General features: G+C 57.8%; 19 protein-coding genes. 10 read left to right on the top strand and 9 right to left on the bottom strand.

Annotation, left to right across the window (positions count from 1 at the left end):
* Positions 1-60: 60 nt before the first annotated feature.
* Complete coding sequence (locus tag H1Y61_RS12755) at positions 61-579, top strand: GNAT family N-acetyltransferase (RefSeq protein WP_015915696.1); 519 nt, start codon at positions 61-63, stop codon at positions 577-579.
* Between the two features lie 136 nt (positions 580-715).
* Here the strand turns inward: H1Y61_RS12755 and H1Y61_RS12750 are convergent, their stop codons facing one another.
* From H1Y61_RS12750 to H1Y61_RS12740, 3 genes are read right to left on the bottom strand one after another with little or no spacing between them, the layout of a single operon-like run.
* Positions 716-2,158 carry an ArnT family glycosyltransferase gene (locus tag H1Y61_RS12750; RefSeq protein WP_180572810.1) on the bottom strand — a complete coding sequence of 481 codons (1,443 nt, stop codon included), beginning with the start codon at positions 2,156-2,158 and terminating at the stop codon, positions 716-718.
* A gap of 15 nt (positions 2,159-2,173) precedes the next feature.
* Positions 2,174-2,497 (bottom strand): lipid-A-disaccharide synthase N-terminal domain-containing protein, encoded by a 324-nt coding sequence (locus tag H1Y61_RS12745; RefSeq protein ID WP_015915698.1) that lies wholly within the window; start codon positions 2,495-2,497, stop codon positions 2,174-2,176.
* The gene (locus H1Y61_RS12740; RefSeq protein WP_180572809.1) at positions 2,490-3,239 is read right to left on the bottom strand and encodes a glycosyltransferase family 2 protein; all 750 of its coding nucleotides are present in this window, start codon (positions 3,237-3,239) and stop codon (positions 2,490-2,492) included. The genes H1Y61_RS12745 and H1Y61_RS12740 overlap by 8 nt, the downstream gene beginning before the upstream one ends.
* 349 nt (positions 3,240-3,588) lie before the next feature.
* Between H1Y61_RS12740 and gatB the strand changes: the two genes are divergently transcribed.
* The 5 genes from gatB (at position 3,589) to H1Y61_RS12715 (ending at position 7,368) form a co-directional block, all read left to right on the top strand.
* A complete protein-coding gene (gene gatB / locus H1Y61_RS12735; RefSeq protein WP_015915700.1) occupies positions 3,589-5,091 on the top strand; it encodes an Asp-tRNA(Asn)/Glu-tRNA(Gln) amidotransferase subunit GatB in 1,503 nt (500 codons plus the stop codon).
* Between the two features lie 6 nt (positions 5,092-5,097).
* Positions 5,098-5,616, top strand: a complete 519-nt coding sequence (locus H1Y61_RS12730) for a GNAT family N-acetyltransferase (RefSeq protein ID WP_156553493.1) — start codon at positions 5,098-5,100, stop codon at positions 5,614-5,616.
* Between the two features lie 144 nt (positions 5,617-5,760).
* A complete protein-coding gene (locus H1Y61_RS12725) occupies positions 5,761-6,222 on the top strand; it encodes a GNAT family N-acetyltransferase (protein WP_180572808.1) in 462 nt (153 codons plus the stop codon).
* A gap of 100 nt (positions 6,223-6,322) precedes the next feature.
* The gene (locus H1Y61_RS12720; protein ID WP_156597678.1) at positions 6,323-6,721 is read left to right on the top strand and encodes an NADH:ubiquinone oxidoreductase subunit NDUFA12; all 399 of its coding nucleotides are present in this window, start codon (positions 6,323-6,325) and stop codon (positions 6,719-6,721) included.
* A gap of 290 nt (positions 6,722-7,011) precedes the next feature.
* Entirely contained in the window at positions 7,012-7,368 is a 357-nt protein-coding gene (locus H1Y61_RS12715) for a DUF2155 domain-containing protein (protein WP_409363983.1), read from the top strand.
* A 30-nt stretch (positions 7,369-7,398) separates the two neighbouring features.
* On the opposite strand, the gene aat is transcribed toward H1Y61_RS12715, so the two are convergent.
* From aat to H1Y61_RS12690, 5 genes are all read right to left on the bottom strand, one after another.
* Positions 7,399-8,037 carry a leucyl/phenylalanyl-tRNA--protein transferase gene (aat, locus tag H1Y61_RS12710; protein WP_015915705.1) on the bottom strand — a complete coding sequence of 213 codons (639 nt, stop codon included), beginning with the start codon at positions 8,035-8,037 and terminating at the stop codon, positions 7,399-7,401.
* Positions 8,038-8,046: 9 nt separating this feature from the next.
* Positions 8,047-9,399 carry an acetyl-CoA carboxylase biotin carboxylase subunit gene (gene accC, locus H1Y61_RS12705; protein WP_015915706.1) on the bottom strand — a complete coding sequence of 451 codons (1,353 nt, stop codon included), beginning with the start codon at positions 9,397-9,399 and terminating at the stop codon, positions 8,047-8,049.
* A gap of 4 nt (positions 9,400-9,403) precedes the next feature.
* A complete protein-coding gene (gene accB / locus H1Y61_RS12700; RefSeq protein WP_180572807.1) occupies positions 9,404-9,892 on the bottom strand; it encodes an acetyl-CoA carboxylase biotin carboxyl carrier protein in 489 nt (162 codons plus the stop codon).
* A gap of 25 nt (positions 9,893-9,917) precedes the next feature.
* Positions 9,918-10,355, bottom strand: coding sequence for a type II 3-dehydroquinate dehydratase (gene aroQ, locus H1Y61_RS12695; protein WP_180572806.1), 438 nt, complete (start codon positions 10,353-10,355; stop codon positions 9,918-9,920).
* A 125-nt stretch (positions 10,356-10,480) separates the two neighbouring features.
* Entirely contained in the window at positions 10,481-11,236 is a 756-nt protein-coding gene (locus tag H1Y61_RS12690) for a DsbA family protein (protein ID WP_409363982.1), read from the bottom strand.
* Between the two features lie 312 nt (positions 11,237-11,548).
* Here H1Y61_RS12690 and H1Y61_RS12685 point away from each other — a divergent pair, with 312 nt between their 5' ends.
* Positions 11,549-12,706 (top strand): pyridoxal phosphate-dependent aminotransferase, encoded by a 1,158-nt coding sequence (locus tag H1Y61_RS12685; RefSeq protein ID WP_180572804.1) that lies wholly within the window; start codon positions 11,549-11,551, stop codon positions 12,704-12,706.
* Positions 12,707-12,829: 123 nt separating this feature from the next.
* Entirely contained in the window at positions 12,830-13,402 is a 573-nt protein-coding gene (locus H1Y61_RS12680) for a GNAT family N-acetyltransferase (protein ID WP_180572803.1), read from the top strand.
* A 105-nt stretch (positions 13,403-13,507) separates the two neighbouring features.
* On the opposite strand, the gene H1Y61_RS12675 is transcribed toward H1Y61_RS12680, so the two are convergent.
* A complete protein-coding gene (locus H1Y61_RS12675; protein WP_180572802.1) occupies positions 13,508-16,585 on the bottom strand; it encodes an Rne/Rng family ribonuclease in 3,078 nt (1,025 codons plus the stop codon).
* A gap of 716 nt (positions 16,586-17,301) precedes the next feature.
* On the opposite strand from H1Y61_RS12675, the gene H1Y61_RS12670 reads away from it, so the two are divergent.
* Positions 17,302-18,546, top strand: a complete 1,245-nt coding sequence (locus H1Y61_RS12670; protein WP_409363981.1) for an N-acetylmuramoyl-L-alanine amidase — start codon at positions 17,302-17,304, stop codon at positions 18,544-18,546.
* 325 nt (positions 18,547-18,871) lie between these two features.
* Positions 18,872-21,328: a penicillin-binding protein 1A gene (locus H1Y61_RS12665; RefSeq protein WP_180572800.1), complete on the top strand. Its 2,457-nt coding sequence runs from the start codon at positions 18,872-18,874 to the stop codon at positions 21,326-21,328.
* The last annotated feature ends 71 nt before the right edge of the window (positions 21,329-21,399 follow it).

Here is a 21,399-nt window from a genome sequence, read left to right as displayed (position 1 = left end):
GCCACTGGCGCTGTTGCATTCCCGGTGATCTACTCGACCGATCATCCATGTGAGGAGCCGATGTCGACGATTCGCAGCGCGCATTCCGACGAAGCAGGGGTTTTGGCCGATATCGGCTTTCGCGCCTGGGAACAGGCGATGATTCCCGTCGGTGAAACGCGGACGATGGTCGATACTGCCCGCAGCGCATTTACCAATTTCGCCCGCTCGAACCTGATCACCATGTCCGTGGTCGAACATGCAGGCCACCCCGTCGGCTGGGCGGCGCGCGAAAATCTCGATGACAAGATCTCCGATTTCTGGATCGATCCCGATTACCAGCGGCGCGGCTATAGCAAGGCGCTGCTTGCCTCCATCGAGGAGGATATCGTTCACTTGGGCTTTGAGGAAGCACATCTGGAAACCCATGCCCGCAACCGTCAGGCCGTCGGTTTTTTTGAACACCACGGCTATAGTGTCCACTGGCTGTCGGTGGTCTATAATCCGAAGCTGGACCGGGATGTGGAAACGGTCGGCATGTCGAAGCGTCTCGTTGAAAAGCGCAGTTTTACCTATGGCCCCGGCGGTGGGTTCGAATAGGGCGCAATGCATTTATACAAGTCTCGAAGATGCTCACGCATCCTCGCCTTGAATGAGTTTCGAATATCTCAAATGCATCAAGAGCTTGAGATATTCGAAAAAGGAATACCAAGAATCATTTCAATGATTCTTGGTATTATGTCAGCTGGTTGGTCAGGCAACTGGCGGAAATGGCGTAGGCTTTCAACTTGCGTCCCATGAGATAGCCGTCCTTGGGCGTCAGGTCTGCCACAGGATCGACCACCGCGCCGTGGCAGGTGACATTGGCTCCGGTCACATACAGCACGGTTTCTGTGCCGAGCGCCGAGGTCAGCGGAAATTCCTGTTCATAATAATTGCGCGGAAACCCACCGGCGGTCCGGGCCTTGATGGCGAAGGGTTCGTCGCGCAGCGTGTGAAACAGATCGGCAAGAATATCGCGGTTATCAGCGACGATGGTCGCGGTGCCGGTCCTGGCGGCCGTCGTAGCAATCGCCCAGCTCAGATCGGTTCGTCCCAGATAACGCGCCAGCACCGATTGGCCTTTTGGTGTCGTGACGTCCTGAGGAAAGGCTGTCAGCAGCGGAAAGGCGATGGCGATGATGCCATTGATCGCCAGCGAGATTTTCAGCGCCCGTGGCGAGGACTGGAGCAGATACCAGACCGCCAGCATGGTTCCGGCAGCGTAAGCGGTGGCTGCCCAATTGGCATAGGCGCGCGACATCAATGCCTGGAAAACGATGGCAAGAATGATCGGCCAAGAGAGGATGAACAAATGTTTTTCGGTCGTGGAGGCACGGCCCCGTAGCAGCCGGTAGAACACAATCAGCAGGGCGGCAAACAGCACCGGTCCGACCACGCCGAACTGACTGCCGAGAAACTCTGCCGCCTTGCCGATCTTGAAGTTCAGCCCGTGCCAATCGGCATTTTCCGAAGTGTGCTTCAGCGTGGCGCCGCCATGGGTGCTGTTCCACCAGATATTTGGAGCGATAACCACCGCTGCCGCGAAGATGGCAAGCAGGGTGTCTCTCAGTGCGATGCGCGCCTTGGGCAGGGCGATGGCGGCTATGATCGCGGTCGCCGCGAAATACAGCATCGCGTATTTCGACAGCGTGCCGCAGCCAATGGCGATGCCCATCAGAACCGCATAGCCAGCCGAACGGCGCTCGATTAGATGCGAATAACACAACAATGTCAGCGCCAGGAAGGGAAACAGGATCGTGTCCGTAGACATGAACACGGATGACAGCGCCACGCCCGGCAGGGTCGCATAGCTTAGTCCTGTCCACAGCCCGGCTTTTTCAGAGCCGGTCAATCGGGCCGTTGCCGGGATTAGCAGCAACGCCGTTGCCATATGGAATAGCGGGCTTGCCACGCGGACCGAGAAAATATCCTGGCTGCCACCGATCAATGTGAACAGATGGATCACCCAGGCGATCATCGGTGGCTTGGAATAATAGCCGAAGTCGAGATGGGTGGACCACAGCCAGTATTGCGCCTCGTCCACAAACAGGTCTGTACCGTCGAAATGCAGCATCACGATGCGGTAAAGCGTAATCGCGAGGATGAGGAAGACGCTGGTGCGAAGAGTGATGCGCATCTGGGACCGCCGGGTTCAGGATTTGGATTCGGAGGGCAGATCGGTCTTGCGGCCCTGATGCAGCAGCATCAGGTTGCGGATATAGACGATAATGCCAAGCCCCTGGCCGAGCATGATGATCGGTTCGCCGCGGTGGATTCCATAGGCCAGCAGCATGATGCCACCGATCACCGAAAACCACCAGAAGGCGGCGGGAATGACCGAGCGTTTCTGCTTTTCAGACACCAGCCACTGGATGATGAAGCGCAGCGAAAACATCAGCTGGGCCAGCACACCCAACCCCAGCCAGATCAGGTCGGCGGTATCGTGGATTTTGAAATAGGCGAGAAGATCATTCATGGGGTGATGGTCCGATATCCTGCGGGCGCACGGTCTTGCGGCGTTTGATCAGCCAGCTGACGCCGATCAGGTCATGAATGCCGACCAGCGCGCGCTGAAGATTGTTGTAATTGGAGGTTCCGGCATGGCGGTGCCGATGGCCGACATCCACATGCGCCACCCGCCAGCCATAGGCGGAAAACAGCGCCGGCAGATAGCGGTGCATGTGATTGAAAAACGGCAGGTCCAGAAACGCATCGCGCCGAAAGGCTTTTAGCCCGCAGCCCGTGTCGCGGGTCTTGTCCTGCAAGATGCTCTGGCGGATGCCATTGGCCAGACGTGAGGCAACCTTCTTCGACAGCGTGTCCTGCCGTCTGGCGCGTTGCCCGGCGACCAGGCCAAGGTCGCTATCGACACTTGTCGTGAGAAGGGGGGCGACAAGACGGGGAATTTCCGAGGGCGGGTTCTGGCCGTCGCCATCCATGGTGCAGATGATTGGCGCCCTTGCCGCCATGACGCCGGAATGAACCGCCGCCGATTGGCCGCCTGAGGTGGGGTGATGCAGCACCCGCACCCATGGCTTGAGGCTAGATGCCTGTCTTAACCGGGCAAGCGTGGCATCGGTAGAGCCGTCATCCACAAAAATCGCCTCGAAATTCTCACCCTGACAGGCCGTTTCGATCTCGCCGATCAGCAGGTCGATGTTATCCTCCTCATTCTTCATGGGGACGACAACGGCAAAGCGGGGCAATTGGGCGGTCATGTCTGTTTCCAAGGGCTGTTCTCCGCCGCCCCCATAGCCTGTTTTCCACGGCGCGTCATCCGCCTTGAAAGGCTGTTGAGACTGCTTTGCCCCGCATTTTGCGAGCAATCGCTAATTTTGCCACGTCATCAGCTATTTTCAGTGGCGCCAGGCCGTTCCTTGACGGCTGAGAGTGCTGCTTCGTCTTGCGCGTTCCGCGCATTTGTTCTAACCGGGAAGGTGAAAATCACCTGTCGGAGCATTGCTGTTTTTTCCCGATTGCCGACCGCTCCGGCTTCTTTCTGTTTGTGCAATTCCTCAGGCGAAACCTCTCGTGTTTTTGCCGGAATTGGTCTGAAAAGAGCATGTCATGACCCTTGTCGATACGCGCACCCCCGACCCGAAACGCCTGATTCCCGGCGCGACCGGCGATTGGGAAATCGTTATCGGCATGGAAGTTCATGCCCAGGTGTTGAGCCAGTCCAAGCTGTTTTCCGGGGCCTCGACCACATTTGGCAATGCGCCGAACGACAATGTGTCGCTGGTCGATGCGGCCATGCCCGGTATGCTGCCTGTTATCAACGAAGAATGCGTTCGCCAGGCGGTGCGCACCGGGCTTGGCCTGAAGGCGAAAATCAACAAGCGCTCGATTTTCGACCGCAAGAACTATTTCTATCCCGACCTGCCGCAGGGCTACCAGATCTCGCAGTTCAAAGACCCGATTGTCGGCGAAGGCAAGATCATCATTTCGCTCGGGCCGGATCGCCAGGGGAATTTCGAGGATATCGAAATCGGCATCGAGCGGCTGCATCTGGAACAGGATGCCGGCAAGTCGATGCATGACCAGCATCCGACCATGTCCTATGTCGATCTGAACCGCTCCGGCGTGGCGCTGATGGAAATCGTCTCCAAGCCCGACATGCGCTCATCTGACGAAGCCAAGGCCTATATGACCAAGCTGCGCTCGATCGTGCGCTATCTCGGCACCTGCGACGGGAATATGGACGAAGGCTCGATGCGCGCCGACGTCAATGTCTCCGTGCGTAAGCCGGGCGGTGAATTCGGCACGCGCTGCGAAATCAAGAACGTCAACTCCATCCGCTTCATCGGTCAGGCCATCGAATATGAGGCTCGTCGCCAGATCGCTATTCTGGAGGATGGCGGCTCGATTGATCAGGAAACCCGGCTGTTTGATCCGGGCAAGGGCGAGACCCGCTCGATGCGCTCCAAGGAGGATGCGCATGATTATCGTTATTTCCCCGATCCCGACCTGTTGCCGCTGGAATTCGACGATGCCTTCGTGCAGGCCTTGAAGAAGGATCTGCCGGAATTGCCAGACGACAAGAAGGCGCGTTTTGTCGCCTCCCTGGGCCTTTCCGTCTATGATGCTTCGGTGCTGGTGTCTGAAAAGGCGATTGCCGATTATTACGAAGCCGTGGCTGCGGGTCGCGACGGCAAGATTGCCGCCAACTGGGTTATCAACGACTTGCTGGGTGCCTTGAACAAAGCAGGCAAAGGCATTGAAGAGACTCCGGTTTCGCCTGCCCAGCTCGGCGGCATTATCGACCTGATCAAGGCGGAAACCATTTCCGGCAAGATCGCCAAGGACCTGTTTGAAATCGTCTTCAACGAAGGCGGTGACCCGGCCGATATTGTTGAGAGCCGTGGCATGAAACAGGTGACCGACACCGGCGCCATCGAAAAGGCTGTGGATGAAATCATCGCCGCCAATCCCGATCAGGTTGCCAAGGTGCTGGCCAAGCCGACGCTGGCCGGCTGGTTTGTCGGTCAGGTTATGAAGGCGACCGGTGGCAAAGCCAATCCACAGGCGGTGCAGGCGCTGGTCAAGGCCAAACTCGGCCTGGAGGAGTAAAGTCCGATGTTCTTCATCCGCACCGCCAATGACCGGGATCTGGAAAAGGTGCGGGTGCTGCTGTCGGAAACCTGGCATGCCACCTATGACGGCATCTATGGCGTGGCCAAGGTGCAGAAAATTATCGATACTTGGCATTCGGCTGCCGCGTTGAAGGCGCGGCTGGCGAAAAAAGGCGGCGAATTTCTGGTGGCTGACGATGGCAAGCGCCTTGGTGGGATGGGTTTTGCCGCCATGGCTGATAATATGGCCAAGACTGCCATTCTGCATCAGCTGTACGTCCATCCCAGCTTTCACCGCCAGGGCATTGGCACAGACATTCTGGCCGAACTGGAAACCTGCTTCCCGGACGCCGAGATCCTGCGTCTGGACGTGGAGCCGAAGAATACAGGTGCAGTGGCTTTTTACACCACTCACGGCTTTGTGGAGGTCGATCGCACCCAGAACTGCGGGGTGGCGGGTAGCGGCATTGAAGGCCTGGTCATGGAAAAGCCGCTGGTCAATGTTTTATCCGGGCCATTCTAGTGCATCGATCCAAACGGGCGCTTCAGCCGAGTTTGGAAAAATCGATGCATAAACAAAAAATGAGTGCACGAAAGCATGAACGAAGTGAATGCGTCAGTGCACTAGGGCATTTATAGCTGTCAGCCCGAAACCTTCAGGATCATCATGCTCCCCTTGATTATTCGTCCGGCGCAAGAAAATGATATTGTCGCCATTGTTGCGCTATTTGCCGCTGACGATCTTGGTGGCCACGGCGATACCACAGACCCCGATGCCCTGCCGGACTATCTTGCAGCCTTTCGGCGCATCGCCGAGTCTAGCAACGAAGTTCTGTATGTTGCGGAGCGTGATGGCGCGGTGGTTGGCACCTTCCAGACCATGGTCACCACGACCCTCACCGGGCGCGGTTCCTCTTCGATGATCGTCGAGGCCGTGCAAACACGGGCCGATTGCCGAGGGCAGGGGATTGGTGCGCAAATGATCGAATTCTGCCTGGAACGGGCAAGGGCTGAAGGTCTACGCCTGGTGCAGTTGTCTTCGAACGCAGTGAGGCTCGACGCGCATCGATTTTACGAGCGGTTGGGCTTTAGCAAGAGCCATTTTGGCTTCAAGTTCAAACTGAAATGAACAGGGCTTTGACCCGAATCTCTGGACAAGCGACCGTCAAGGCGTCATAAGCAGATCATCATTGAAAGCCGCCGGACCGTGGCGGAGCCGAGGAAAAGACATGAAGCAGCTTTTGTTGCAGATTTTCACCTGGTGGAGTGGCCAGACCGTCGGAACCCGTTTCTTCACCTGGCGTGAAGGCAAGCGCGTTGGCGAAGACGAAGCGGGCAATGTCTACTATGAAGGCGGCATGAGCAGCTTCGGCTTGCAACGTCGCTGGGTGATTTACAACGGCTATGCTGACGCCTCTGCCATTCCGCCCGGCTGGCATGGCTGGATGCATCACCGCACCGATGTCCCGCCCACCAAGGACAATTACGTGCCGAAGGAATGGGAAAAGCCGCATGAGGCGAACCTGACCGGCACCGCCAAAGCCTATCGTCCGCAGGGCTCGATTGCTGCAACCGGTGCTCGTCCGCGCGTGACCGGTGACTATGACGCCTGGACGCCCGGCAACTAACAGAGATTTTGTGAGCGCATGACGGTGTTAACGCGTTATGCGCTCTTCCGGTTTTGGCCACAAATTTCCGGTACATGGGTTTGTCAGCGTTTTCCTGCTGATATTTGTTTTTGCGCATAGGGTGGACGTGTCTGCAATACGGACCGCCGGTCCGACTGCTGGCGCATTTGAAAATTGGCCCATCTGAGCGACGACGGCCGGAAACGACAGGAATACGATCTGTGAAACAGACGAAAAGGGTGTTGAGAGCGGTTCTGGCAGCAACCAGCCTCACCGTAGCGTTCTCGATAATGGCCACTGTTCCAGCCGATGCCGCCCGCATTTCCAACGCCGTCGCGGTTTTTTCGGGATTGGACAAGATCACCGGACGAATTACCGAATTCGATGTCTATCTCAATGAGACAGTCCAGTTCGGCGCCTTGCAGGTGACGCCCAAGGCCTGTTACTCCCGCGATGAAACCGAGGCGCAGCATGTCGACGCCTTCGTGCAGGTCGACGAAATCACCCTGGACCGTCGCATTCGCCAGATCTTTTCAGGCTGGATGTTTGCCGATAGCCCGGCGCTGAACGCCATTGAGCACCCGATCTACGATGTCTGGCTGAAGGATTGCAAGCAGACCTCCGACGTGCCGAAACCGGCGAAATAAGCCCAGAGCTGTATGTTGGAAAGCTGTTTGTTACGGACTTATTTCTTCCGGCAATAAAAACGGCACATTGGCCATAGTTACGGCCTCTTCCAGCATCTTGCTGTACTCGTCTTTCGCCACATCTATCGCCCCGAAGGTTTTCAGATGCTCGGTGGTAAACTGGGTGTCGAGAAGCACGAAACCCTGCGCCCGTAGCCTTTCGACCAGATGCACAAGACAGATTTTCGATGCGTTGGAACGGCGGGAAAACATGCTTTCGCCGAAGAAGGCCGCCCCCAGGGACACGCCGTAAAGGCCGCCGACCAGCTCATCACCTTCAAAGGCTTCGACGCTATGGGCGTGGCCCATCTGAAACAGGGCTGTGTATAGATCGCGGATTGTCTGGTTGATCCAGGTGCTGGGCCGGTCCGGTGCGGGCTCGGCGCATTTGTCCAGAACCGCTGCAAAAGCCGTATCGAAGCGGATATCAAACGGCTTTTGCCGGATAATCTTGGCGAGGCTTTTGGAATAGTGAAAGCTGTCGAGGGGAATGATGCCCCGCAGGTCCGGCTCGACCCAGAACAGTTCCGGGTCGTCGCTGGATTCGGCCATGGGAAACAGGCCGATGGAATAGGCGCGCAACAGGATATCGGGCGTTATACTTCTATCCTTGCTGCTGCGTCGCCCCATTCTTTGTCCTTATTTCGTGGACGTCTTGGCCAGATAGTGCTCCAGCCAATGGATGTCGTAATCGCCCTTGGCAATATCCGGATTGTTGATCAGATCCTGGAACAATGGCAGGGTCGTCTTGATCCCGTCAATGACAAATTCATCGAGAACCCGGCGCAGGCGCATCATGCATTCTTCGCGGGTGCGACCATGCACGATCAGCTTGCCGATCAGGCTGTCATAGTAAGGCGGGATCTTGTAGCCAGCATAGGCGCCGGAATCCACCCGCACCCCAAGACCACCAGGAGCGTGGAAATGGGTGATGGTGCCCGGAGACGGCGTGAAGGTGCGCGGGTCTTCGGCATTGATGCGGCATTCGATGGCATGGCCACGGAATTCCACTTCTTCCTGCGTTACGGAAAGCCCAGCGCCCGATGCAACGCGGATCTGTTCATAGACCAGGTCGATGCCGGTAATGGCTTCCGTCACTGGATGCTCCACCTGCAAACGGGTGTTCATTTCAATGAAATAGAACTCACCGTTTTCATAGAGGAACTCGATCGTGCCAGCGCCGCGATATTTCAGCTTCTTCATGGCGTCGGCGCAGATCTGGCCGATCTTCATCCGCTGTTCCTGGGTGAGGGCAGGCGAATTGGCCTCTTCCCAAACCTTCTGGTGACGGCGCTGAAGCGAGCAATCGCGTTCGCCCAGATGAATGGCATTGCCTTCACCATCGCCGAATACCTGGATTTCGATATGCCGGGGCGTACCGAGATATTTTTCCATATAAACGGCGTCGTTACCGAAAGCAGCAGCGGCTTCCGAACGGGCTGTGGAAACGGCTTCTTCCAGCTCTGCTTCGGTGTTAGCGACTTTCATCCCGCGTCCGCCGCCGCCTGCCGTTGCCTTGATCAGCACCGGAAAGCCGATTTCACGGGCGATCTCCAGCGCTGTTTCCGGCTTCACTTCGCCGGCGGAACCCGGAACCACGGGAATGCCGAGGGATTTAGCGGTTTCCTTGGCGGTAATCTTATCGCCCATCAGCCTGATATGATCGGCGGTCGGTCCGATGAAGGTAATGCCATGGGCATCGAGAATATCGGCAAACTTGGAATTTTCCGAGAGGAAGCCGTAGCCGGGATGGACAGCGTCTGCCCCGGTGATTTCGCAGGCGGCAACGATCTGGTGAATGTTCAGATAGCTGTCACGCGAGGGCGGTGGGCCGATGCAGACGCTTTCGTCAGCCAGCCGCACATGCATGGCGTCGGCATCTGCTGTGGAATGCACGGCAACGGAGGCAATGCCAAGCTCCTTGCAGGCGCGCAGGACGCGAAGGGCGATTTCGCCGCGATTGGCGATGAGTATTTTTGAGATGACTGGCATCGGCTTACTCGATGATGACCATGGCTTCGCCATATTCGACCGGGCTTGCATCGTCGATGAGGATTTCGACGACCTTGCCGGAACGAGGCGAAGGGATCTGGTTCATGGTCTTCATGGCTTCGATGATCAGCAGCGTCTGGCCTTCCTTGACCGTCGAGCCGACTTCGATGAAGGGCTTTGAACCGGGGGCGGGGGACATATAGACCGTGCCGACCATGGGAGCCGTTACGGCTTTGGACAGATCGCGGGCAGCAGGAGCCGCTACCGGGACCGGAGCAGGCGCCGCGGCAGGTGCCGGGGCACCATAAGGCGCGCCATACTGCATCTGCGGCATTGCCATCATCTGCGGAGCAACCATTTGCGGCGCGGCACGGGAAACGCGAATTCTCAGCGCATCCTGTTCCACTTCGATCTCGCTCAGATCGGTTTCGTTCAAGATATTCGCCAGCTCGCGGATAAGCGCCTGATCGATGCCGGTTTTCTTCTCTGCCATGGAGGTTGTCCCTGAATTTCTTGTTCTATCGTGTGAGGTTATCAAGCGCTTGCAGCGCCAGGAGGTAGGAATGCGGTCCGAAGCCGCAAATAACTCCCTTGGCGGCGGGCGCTATCATCGAGGTGTGGCGGAATTCTTCCCGCGCGTGGACATTCGAAATATGAACTTCAACGACCGGAACAGCAATCGCCCGCATGGCGTCATGCAGTGCGATCGATGTATGCGTATAGGCACCGGCATTGAGCGCGACACCGACAGCTTTATCGCCCGCTTCATGCAGCCAATCCACCAGATCGCCCTCATGATTGCTCTGACGGCAGTCTATGGCAATGCCGAGCTGCTCACCAAACCGAACGCAATCCGCTTCGATGTCGGCCAATGTCTTGCCGCCGTAAATCCCGGGCTCCCGCTTGCCAAGCGCATTCAGATTGGGGCCGTTCAGCACGAAAATTGTTCTGCTCATTGCTGTTCCGTCGCGTTTTCGACTGCCTCCTATAAACCGGCATCCGTTGAAGGAAAAGCCCTTTGCGCTTTTCTCCCTATGGCTTCACTGTAAAATCAGCTGGATATCGCGACTATCTGGTGGATTCAGCAGGTTGATTTGCCGCAGGTGCGAACATTCGTCAGCTTCTCCTGGAGAGCATCGGCACCGATGGCACCAGAAACCAGTTCATTGCCGATCACATAGGCGGGTGTGCCGTTGATGCCCAGGTCCTGAGCCAGTTGATAGACCTTTTTGACGGATGTGTCATTGGGGCTGTCAGTCATTTCCTTACGAAGGGCTGCTTCCGAAACCCCCAGCATCACACCCGCATCGATGGCGCTTTCCTGCGTGGCGCGACCTTCACTGCCAAGCAGGGCATGGTGGAAGTCGCTGTATTTTTCCGGTGCCAGCTTGCGGAATGCGTCCGCAACGCGGTGTGCGGCGACCGAATCTGGCCCAAGAATCGGGAATTCCTTCAAGACGAACCGCACATTCTTATCGGTCTTCAGGATGGTATCCATGTCGGCCAGTGCGTGTCGGCAATAGCCACAATTATAGTCGAAGAACTCGACGATGGTCACATCGCCCTTCGGATTGCCAAGGACGATATCATCCTTCGAATTGAAGATCTCCGCCTTGTTGCGTTCAATGCCGCTGGAGGCCTGGCTGGCACGGGCAGCATCCTGCTTCTTTTGCAAGGCGTCCTGCACATCCAGCATAATTTCCGGATGGGCGATCAGATATTCCTTGATGAAGTCGCCGATTTCTTGCTTCTGCTTGTCATCCAGCGCGTAAGCCGGAGCGCCAAGGCCGGTTGAGGCAATGAGCGTTGCCAAAACGGCAGTGCGAAAAAATCGTATCTTCATGTCATTCCTCATGTTTGGCCATCGCGTTTGACCACCGTCTTCGGCCATTATTTCAGGCTGCATGCTTATCCGCTCTGGCGGTCCTCCGGCTTTGTGTCACCCATAGCGCTGGCGGTCCAGTCTATCCGGTTATTTTCACGGTCAGTCCACCTCGAATTGGAAGTGCGACCGTAACCAATTCAATGGCCGGGAAAAGCGGGAAAACACATTCCGGCATGGCTCTCACCATTGTGATAGGGTGCGCAATGCGGCAAATGTCAGGCGCATTTCTGTTTCAGCCTCCTATAGAATAGAAAGAGATCCATCTTGGTTATGCTTTCCACCCGCAGTGCCGTCGAACCGTTTCACGCCATGGATATTCTGGCCGAGGCCAACCGGTTGAAGGCCGCAGGCCATAAGGTGATTTCTCTGGCAGTCGGCCAGCCTGGCGCGCCAGCGCCCGAGCGGGCGATCCGGGCGGCGGAAGTGGCTTTGCGGGCGGGCCAGATCGGCTATACCGACGCTCTCGGCCGTGCCGACCTGCGTCAGGGGCTTGCCGATTATTACCGTCGTCGCCACGGCACGGAGGTCGCGGCGGAGCGGATCATGGTGACGACCGGCTCGTCGGCGGGTTTCAACCTGGCATTCCTGACGCTGTTTGAGGCCGGGGACGCCGTTGCCATCGCCCGGCCCGGCTATCCCGCCTATCGCAACATCCTGAAGGCGCTGGGACTGGTGGTGATTGAAGTGCCGGTCGGTCCGGAAACGGAATATACCCTGACACCGGACAGCCTGGAGCGTGCAGCGAGGGCGGCTGGCGTGCGATTGAAAGGCGTGCTTCTGGCCAGCCCCGCCAATCCCACCGGCACGGTCACAGGCCGGGCTGCGTTACAGCGTCTGGCGCTGTGGTGCGATGACAACGGCGTCAGCTTCATCTCCGACGAGATCTATCACGGCCTGACCTATGGCGTGGAGGAAGCGAGCGCGGTGGAATTTGCGCCTGACGCCGTCGTCATCAATTCCTTCTCCAAATATTATCGGATGACCGGTTGGCGGATCGGCTGGATGGTCCTGCCCCCCGCATTGGTGCGTGGCGTGGAATGCGTCGCCCAGAGCCTCTATATTTCGGCACCCGAATTATCGCAGATTGCCGCCATGGCTGCGCTTGAGGCAGGCGATGAATTGGAAGAGTACCGGGCCGGTTGCCGCGCCAATCGTGATTTTCTCCAGGCTCGACTGCCGGCGCTGGGCATGCCGCTGCTGTCTCCCATGGATGGCGCCTTCTATGCCTATGTCGATGTCAGCCGCTTCACCAATGACAGCATGGAATTTGCCCGCAGATTGCTGGCGCAAACCCATGTGGCGGCAACGCCTGGTCTGGATTTCGACCCGTTGGAAGGTCATCGGGCCTTGCGGATTTCCTATGCGGGAACACTGGCCGAGCTGACCGATGCCACCGACCGCATCGCCAACTGGCTTGCGTGAATTTTCCGAGATTTCAATGGCTTGAGGTCGATTTCAGACTCAATGTCGCAAGCTCTTGAATCAATCTGTGAAAGGATTGATTCTGTTTGTCAGGATCACTTCAGAAGCAGCAGGGGATGCCAAATGCCGGATGAGCCAATGGTGTCGCGCGTGCCTGTTCTTGAAACCGAAAGGCTGCGATTGCGCGGCCATTGCCTTGAGGATTTCGAGGCATCTGCCCGGATGTGGGCGGACGAGAGAGTGGTGCGCTATATCAGCGGGAAGCCATCGAGCCGCTCCGACAGCTGGTCGCGACTGCTGCGCTATATCGGCCATTGGCAGGCACTATCTTTCGGCTATTGGGTTGTCGAAGACCGGACCAGCGGAGATTATCTCGGCGAAGTCGGCTTTGCCAATTACAAGCGCGATATCACCCCGCCCTTGGACGAGGTGCCGGAAATTGGCTGGGTGCTGATTGCCGATGCCCATGGCCGGGGCATTGCCACCGAAGCCGTCGCCGCCGCGCTTGGCTGGGGTGATCGGCATTTTGCCCATGAAGAAACGGTCTGCCTTTTCGATCCACAGCACCAGGCGTCGATCCGGGTTGCGGAGAAAAGCGGTTATATTCGTAAGGGTGAGGTGACCTATATGGGCAGACCGACGCTGGTCATGAACCGCATGAGGCCATCATCGGTGTCGGCGCCAGATTTCGGTTGATCACGCCGTTTCACAGACCGTAAGGCTCATGAACGCTTGCTATTAAACGAAAACGGCCACGCTAGGGGCGTGGCCGTTTTTGAATGTTTGAAACGCAAGTCCCTCCTAGAGGAAGCCACGCTTCTGCCACCATCCGCCCTTCTTGGGCTTCGGAGCTTCGTCGCCATTGGTCACCGAGGTGACGACCGGTTCGGATGTGCTGACATTGGACGACCGATTGGCGCGCACCGGCTTTTCAGCACTGGCATCGCTTACGGCCTCTGGCTCGCTTGTGGATTCAGATGCAGGGTTTGGCGCAGAGACGTCCTGAACAGGTGCCGTTGCTACCGGCTCTTCCGAGACCGGGGAGGTGGCCACAGGCTCGGCAGCAGCAGCCGGTGCTTCGACAACCACAGCCTCAGGCACGGCAGCAGGTTCCGTTACCGTTTCCACGCTGTCGGCGGCTTCAGTTTTGGCTGACGCTTTCGGCTTGCGAGCCCGGCGTGGCTTGGCAGCCACTGGCTCATCAGCTTTCACGGCTTCTGTCGCTGGGACATTGACCTCAACACTGTCGGCGACTGCTTCGGACGGAGCTGCAACAACGGCGACAACCTGATCGGTGTCGGCTTCCGCCGACTCTTCAGCAGAGTCGTCATCTTCAGCAGTGTCATTGCCTTCGGTATCGGCGCTGACGCCATTTTCATCGCGACCGCGACGCCCACCGCGTTTGCCGCGACGGCGGCGCTTGCGGCGCTGGCTTTCGCTGTTGCCGTCTTCAGACGCGTCAGAGGCCTCGACACTATCATCGCGGTCTTCTGACGTATCTTCGGCGTCGTCATCGCCTTCGCTGTCATCGTCGCCTTCGTCACTGCCGGCAGCATTCTGCTGTCCATCGGCATGGCCATTGCCATTCTTGCCACGGCGGCGGCGGCGGCGCTTGCGCTTGCGGTTGCCGTCTTCGGCGGCGTTTGCTGCCGCATTGCCACTTGATGCGGGCTGTGCCTGAACTGGAGCCTCAACGACGTCCTCGTCATCCTCTTCCTCGATCTCGATGATCGGATCGTCCTCTTCCGGCTCACTGATCAGCGGCAGCAAGCTTTCGATGCGGACGGGATTGGCAACCGGCTCGCCCTTGTCGATGGCGAAATGCTGGTGACCGACGCTGGCATCCGAGTCGATGATGATCGACACGCCGAAGCGGTTTTCATAATCGACAATCGAGCCGCGCTTGTGGTTGAGCAGGTAAAGCGCCGTTTCCGGCAGGGTACGCACGGTAATGTCGTGCGTGGTGCTTTTCAGCAGATATTCCTCGACGCCGCGCAGCACATGCAGGGCAACGGAGGACTGCGAACGGATCAGGCCTGTGCCGGAGCAATGCTGGCAGACCTGGGTGGTCGATTCCAACACGCTGGCGCGAATGCGCTGACGCGACATTTCCAGCAGACCGAAATGCGAAATACGTCCGACCTGAATACGGGCGCGGTCGTTTTTCAGGCAATCCTTCAGCTTCTTCTCGACGGAGCGGTTGTTGCGCTTCTCTTCCATGTCGATGAAGTCGATGACGATCAGACCTGCAAGGTCGCGCAGGCGCAACTGGCGGGCCACTTCTTCCGCTGCTTCCAGATTGGTTTGCAGGGCGGTGTCTTCGATGGAATATTCGCGGGTCGAACGACCCGAGTTCACATCGATGGACACCAGTGCTTCGGTCTGGTTGATGATAATATAACCACCGGACTTCAGCGTCACCTGCGGCTGCAACATCCGGTCCAACTGCGCCTCGATGCCGGAGCGCGAGAAGATCGGGTGAATATCGCGGTAGGGCTGAACCACTTTGGCGTGGCTCGGCATCAGCATTTTCATGAAGTCTTTCGCTTCACGATAGCCTTCTTCGCCTGACACCACGATCTCGCTGATATCCTTGTTGTAAAGGTCGCGGATCGAGCGCTTGATCAGTGAGCCTTCCTCATAGACGAGGCAAGGTGCGGTGGAGTTCAGCGTCAGAGTGCGAACGTTTTCCCAGAGACGCATCAGATATTCGAAATCGCGCTTGACCTCGACCTTGGTGCGATTGGCACCTGCGGTGCGCAGGATAACGCCCATGCCCAGCGGCACTTCCAGATCGCGGGCCACTTCCTTCAACCGCTTGCGGTCGGCGGGGTTGGTGATCTTGCGGGAAATGCCACCGCCGCGCGCGGTATTCGGCATCAGAACAGAATAGCGGCCTGCCAGAGACAGGTAGGTGGTTAGCGCAGCACCCTTGTTGCCGCGTTCTTCCTTGGCGACCTGCACCAGCAGGATCTGGCGGCGCTTGATAACTTCCTGGATGCGATATTGCTTGCGCGGCGTGCGGCGCACCCGGTCGGGAACCTCTTCCATGGCGTCTTCGGCACCAACGGATTCGATTTCTTCCTTCTCGCCGTCATCATCATCGTCGTCGTCATCGTCATGACGATGGCGGCTATCGGTTTCTTCAGAGATGGAGTCCGTGTCAACCATGGCGGCCATGCTGCCATTGCTCGATCCGTCGTCCGGTGTCTCGTCGCTTTCGACGGCGACCGGTTCTGCGGAGGCTTCATCGGCGCTGGCTTCAACATCGCCTGCCTTCTTGCGGGGTTTGCGCGGACGGCGTGCCTTGGGCTTTGCTGCGGCCTCGGGGGCTGCCTCGTCCGCTTGCGGCTCAGCCGGTACTGCGTCGGCCTGCACTGCGTCAGTCTGGGACGCCTCGGCTTGCGGCGCATCTGCCGGCTGCTCGGCTGTGGTTTGCGCGTGATCGTCATCCGCCTGGTTGACGGCGAGACCAGCGACTTCTTCGGCTTCATTGGCGAATTCAGCCGGATCGGCAATCACTGGCTGGTCGCGTTCGCCGGGATCTCTGCTGCGCACCGGCTCGAAATCGCCGTCGTCGTGACGGCCATGCTCTTCGGCTTCGGCCTTCAAAAGGGCCTGACGGTCGGCAAGCGGAATCTGATAATAATCGGGATGGATTTCTGCAAAAGCCAGGAAGCCGTGGCGATTGCCGCCGTAATCGACGAAGGCGGCCTGCAAGGAAGGCTCGACCCGTGTGACTTTGGCCAGATAGATGTTGCCGCGGATCTGTTTCTTATGCTGGGATTCAAAATCGAATTCTTCGATCCTGTTACCGCGAACAACTACGACGCGCGTCTCTTCTTCGTGAGACGCATCGATTAGCATTTTGTCTGCCATGTAAGCTCTGCTCCTCGGCGCGACCGGTGGCGAGCAATGCCGCAGGCCTGGTGCCAAGCGGGGCTGATCTCGTGAGCGATGCGCCGGATATCGGTGCTCTCGTCTGCGGTATCTTTCCTGGCAGCAGTCCGTCAGCGTTCAGGGCATCAAAGGCCCCAAGGCGGACAACATTGGACAAAGGCTGCTGCAACGACATCAAATACCAAAACAAAAGCGACAATGACAAAGGCCTCTTGATAAGGCCCAATGAATGCTCAAAAGAGCGTTTGGCGGTTTCCCGCCCTGTTATTTTGCCGGAGATTCCAGCTGGACGATTCAGTTTCGGGACAAAAATGCCTTGGCGGCGGATGAAAAATCAGACAAATGGCGCCAGGTCCGTTTTGGTTGGCAGCCGTCGGATGACTCTATCCCGTCGACAATTTTAACCCTTATTTCTGTTGTATGTCGTCTGTGTCACATTGGCAAGCGGCAAAGCCTGCCCTGCCATAATATTGATAAGACCAATAGATTAGAATTGTTGCACTTGCGCGCGGCGATGAGGAATGATGGATAGTCGGTATGCGCGCTCCGGTTTATGGTTAGGATCGCATCCTGTGCCGCCGATGGTTGTAATTTCCAGTTGCCAATCGGGTCGTTCGTTTGGTCAGGGTTGGAGGATGGGTGTGAATGATCGGGACTTTCAAAGCGTGATCGATATGGTGTCACGGCATGGACGGATGGTGCGTTCAGCGATGGTCAGCATGAGGCAAGGCAAGCGGCCTGGCGTGGCGATCCTGTGGCTATTGGCCTGTATTATCGCGGGCTTGGCGCCTGCAAACGCCTTTTCGGCGGATCGTCTCGCCGCGTTTGCAGCCCGTATCGCCGGTGACGATGCCCGCACCCGTATCGTCATGGATTTCGACCAGAAGCCGGAAACGACCGTGCGCTATATCGGCAATCCTGATCGCATCGTCGTCGATCTTCCAGCCACCGTCTTTGGCTTTCCAGCCGAGGCACTGGTGGCCCGTGGCCTGTTTCGTGATATCCGTTTCGGCTCCATCGACGCTACCCATTCGCGTATCGTGCTGACCACGGCGCGGCCTGCCAAACTCGTCCTCACCGACATTCGTAAAAATGACGAGGGGCAGGGATTTCGACTGATTCTCGATGCGGAGATGACCGATAATGACACATTTTCCAAACTGGTCGCCTCCCAGGCCTGGGAGGCCGATGCCTACAGCAATGTCAAGAGCCCGCGCATAGAACAGGCGGCGCCGGCGCCGGATGGCGAGTTTCTGATTGCCGTCGATGCCGGCCATGGCGGTATCGATACCGGGGCCACAGGCAAGACCACCAATACGCCGGAAAAAACCGTGACACTGGGCTTTGCCCGGGCGCTGGCTGTCGAGCTTAACAGGCAAAAGGGCGTCAAGGCCTTCCTGACCCGCGATGGCGATACGTTCCTGTCTCTGTCGCAGCGCGTGACGCTTGCGCGGCAGAAGGGCGCAAACCTGTTTATTTCGCTGCATGCCGATATGCTGGGCCAGGCCAATATTCGCGGCGCGACCGTTTATACCATTTCCGATAAGGCATCCGACCATCTCGCCGAAGCGGCGGCGGCGCGTGAAAACCAATCGGACGAGGTTGGCGGTGTGGATGCGAGCGCCGAACCGCAGGAAGTCTCCGATATCCTGGCTGATCTCACCCGGCGCGAGACCCAGGCCTTTTCCATCGCTATGGCCAAATCGGTGGTGACGTCGTTCGACGGGCAGATCAACCTGATCAACAATCCGCATCGCTTTGCCGGCTTCCGAGTGTTGCAGGCCCAGGATGTGCCGTCCGTGCTGCTCGAATTGGGGTTTCTGTCCAACAAGGAGGACGAGAAGCTCTTGCTCGATCCGGCCTGGCGCGTCAAAGTGGTGAAACTGATCGCCGAGGCGGTGAAGAAATATCGTCAGCCGCTTCTTGCCAAAGGTGGTTGAGGCTCGGGACACCAAACCGCGATACATTTTGGCTGGAAATGCTCTAAAGGCAAAGCCTCGGTGTTTACTGTGAATGCCTCTGCGTGTGCCGACCTATCGAAGAATAATGCGGAAACATGAAAGTTGATCGCGATGGCTGTGTGTAACAGGGGCGAGGCCCTATTTTACGCACATTGTCACAACAACACCAGGAAACACCCGGGCGGTGGTGTTCAATACGCCTCCCGACTTGTAATTGGTGGCGTCGTATGCAAAACGCCACGATATAAGCGATGCTTGACATACAGGCGTATGCGAACCGAAAGCGATTGCCGGTAGCTTCACGATGATAAGACTGATTGGATATCTCTTCGGATTGGCTTCCGTTGCCGCGCTTGCCGCGGCAGCCGCTGCTGCCATCTATCTGACGACCATTACCAAGGATCTACCTGATTACGAGGTATTGAGCCGGTATGCGCCGCCGGTGATGACCCGCGTCCATGCCGGTAACGGCGCGCTGATTGCCGAATATGCCCATGAACGGCGGCTGTTCATGCCGATCCAGGCCATTCCCGATCGTGTGAAGGCGGCTTTCTTGTCGGCGGAAGACAAGAATTTCTACACTCATCCCGGTGTCGATATCTGGGGTCTTGGCCGCGCCATCCTGGTGAACTTGCAGAATTTCGGCTCCGGTCGCCGTCCCGTCGGCGCTTCGACCATCACCCAGCAGGTCGCCAAGAATTTTCTTCTGTCGTCCGACCAGACCATGGACCGCAAGATCAAGGAGGCCATTCTCTCCTTCCGCATCGAGCAGGCCTATTCCAAGGACAAGATCCTTGAGCTTTATCTGAACGAGATTTTCTTCGGCCTGAATTCCTATGGTATCGCTGCGGCGGCACTCACCTATTTCGACAAGCCGGTCACCGAACTGACCATTGCCGAAACCGCTTACCTTGCTTCTCTGCCTAAAGGTCCGGCCAATTACCATCCATATCGCCATACCCAGGCCGCTATCGAGCGCCGCAATTGGGTTATCGACCGGCTGGTGGAAAACGGCTTCGTCAGCCAGGCCGATGGCGACACCGCCAAGAAGGAAGATCTGGGCGTCAACCTGAGGCGCGGCGGCGGCAATGTGTTTGCCTCGGATTATTTCTCCGAAGAAGTCCGCCGTCAGATTATCGATAAATACGGCACCAAGTCCCTTTATGAAGGCGGGCTTTCCGTGCGCACCTCGCTCGATCCGGAGCTACAGGTCGCCGCCCGCAAGGCGCTTCAGGATGGTTTGCTGAGCTATGACGAACGGCGCGGTTATCGCGGCCCGATCACCCATATTGAAATGGGTTCGGACTGGGGCGTGCCGCTGGCCGATGTCGCAAGTCTTGCCGACGTTCCTGAATGGGAAGTCGCGGTGGTGCTTTCGACCTCCAAGACCGAGGTACAGATCGGCCTGAAACCGGATCGTGATGGCGCGGGCAAAGTCGTGCCGGAGCGTCTGACCGGCACGATCAAGGCCGATGCAATGGATTGGGCCTATCGGTCGGGACGGGGCGACCGCAAGACGGCGAAATCGCCTGACGGTGTCTTGCAGCCCGGTGACGTGGTTTATGCCGAGAAGATCGGCGCTGATACCTCCACCAATTATCGCCTGCGGCAGCCGCCGAAAGTACAGGGTGGTTTCGTTGCCATGGACCCGCATACGGGTCGCGTTCTGGCGCTGGTTGGCGGTTTCTCCTATGCCCAGTCGGAATTCAACCGCGCGACGCAGGCCATGCGTCAGCCGGGGTCGTCCTTCAAGCCCTTTGTTTATGCGGCGGCGCTGGATAGCGGCTATACGCCAGCTTCCGTGGTGCTGGATGCGCCCGTGGAATTTGTGTCCGGCGGCGAAGTCTGGCGGCCGCAGAACGATGGCGGCGGTTCCATCGGTCCGGCGACGCTGCGGTTTGCCATCGAGCATTCGCGCAATCTGATGACGGTGCGCCTGGCCAATGACATGGGCATGAATCTCGTGGCCGAATATGCCGAACGCTTCGGCATTTACGATCATATGCAACCCGTGTTGTCGATGTCGCTCGGAGCAGGGGAAACCACTGTCATGCGCATGGTCTCCGCCTATGCGGTGATCGCCAATGGCGGCAAGCAGATCAAGCCGACTCTGATCGACCGGATTCAGGATCGCTACGGCAAGACGATCTTCAAGCATGAAGAGCGGATTTGCGAAGGCTGCAATGCCGACGAATGGCATAATCAGGATGAGCCGGTGCTTGCCGATAACCGGTTGCAAGTGCTTGATCCGATGACCTCCTATCAGATCACCTCGATGATGCAGGGAGTCATCCAGCGCGGCACGGCCTATGGCAAGATCAAACTGGACCGCGACGTGGCAGGCAAGACCGGCACCACCAACGACGCCAAAGATACATGGTTCGTCGGCTTCACCCCGAATATCGTCGCCGGTGTTTATATCGGTTACGACAATCCGACCCCGATGGGCCGGGGCGCGACGGGGGGCTCGATGTCAGCACCTGTATTTAATGAATTCATGCAGACCGCAGTGAAGGGCACACCGCCCAGCAAGTTCAAGGTGCCTGACGGTATGCAGATGATTGCCGTCAACCGTAAGACCGGCATGGCGGCGGTCGTGGGTGATCCGGATACGATTGTCGAGGCGTTCAAGCCCGGCACCGGCCCAGCTGACAGCCTCTCGGTTATTGGCATGGACAGCAATATGCAGCCGGATGAGATCATGAAAAGCTCTCCCCAGGTCAATCAGGCCGTTCAGTCGGGAACGCCCGGCCTGTTTTAACAGAACGATCAAGCTTGTAGCGATGCCCCGGACTTTACTTCCGGGGCATCGGCTATTATGGACCGGACACC

It is taken from the genome of Agrobacterium vitis, from assembly GCF_013426735.1.
Lineage (GTDB): Bacteria > Pseudomonadota > Alphaproteobacteria > Rhizobiales > Rhizobiaceae > Allorhizobium > Allorhizobium vitis_D.
The sequence above is the reverse complement of the archived record's forward strand: the minus strand, read 5'-3'. Positions and strand labels throughout refer to the sequence as shown.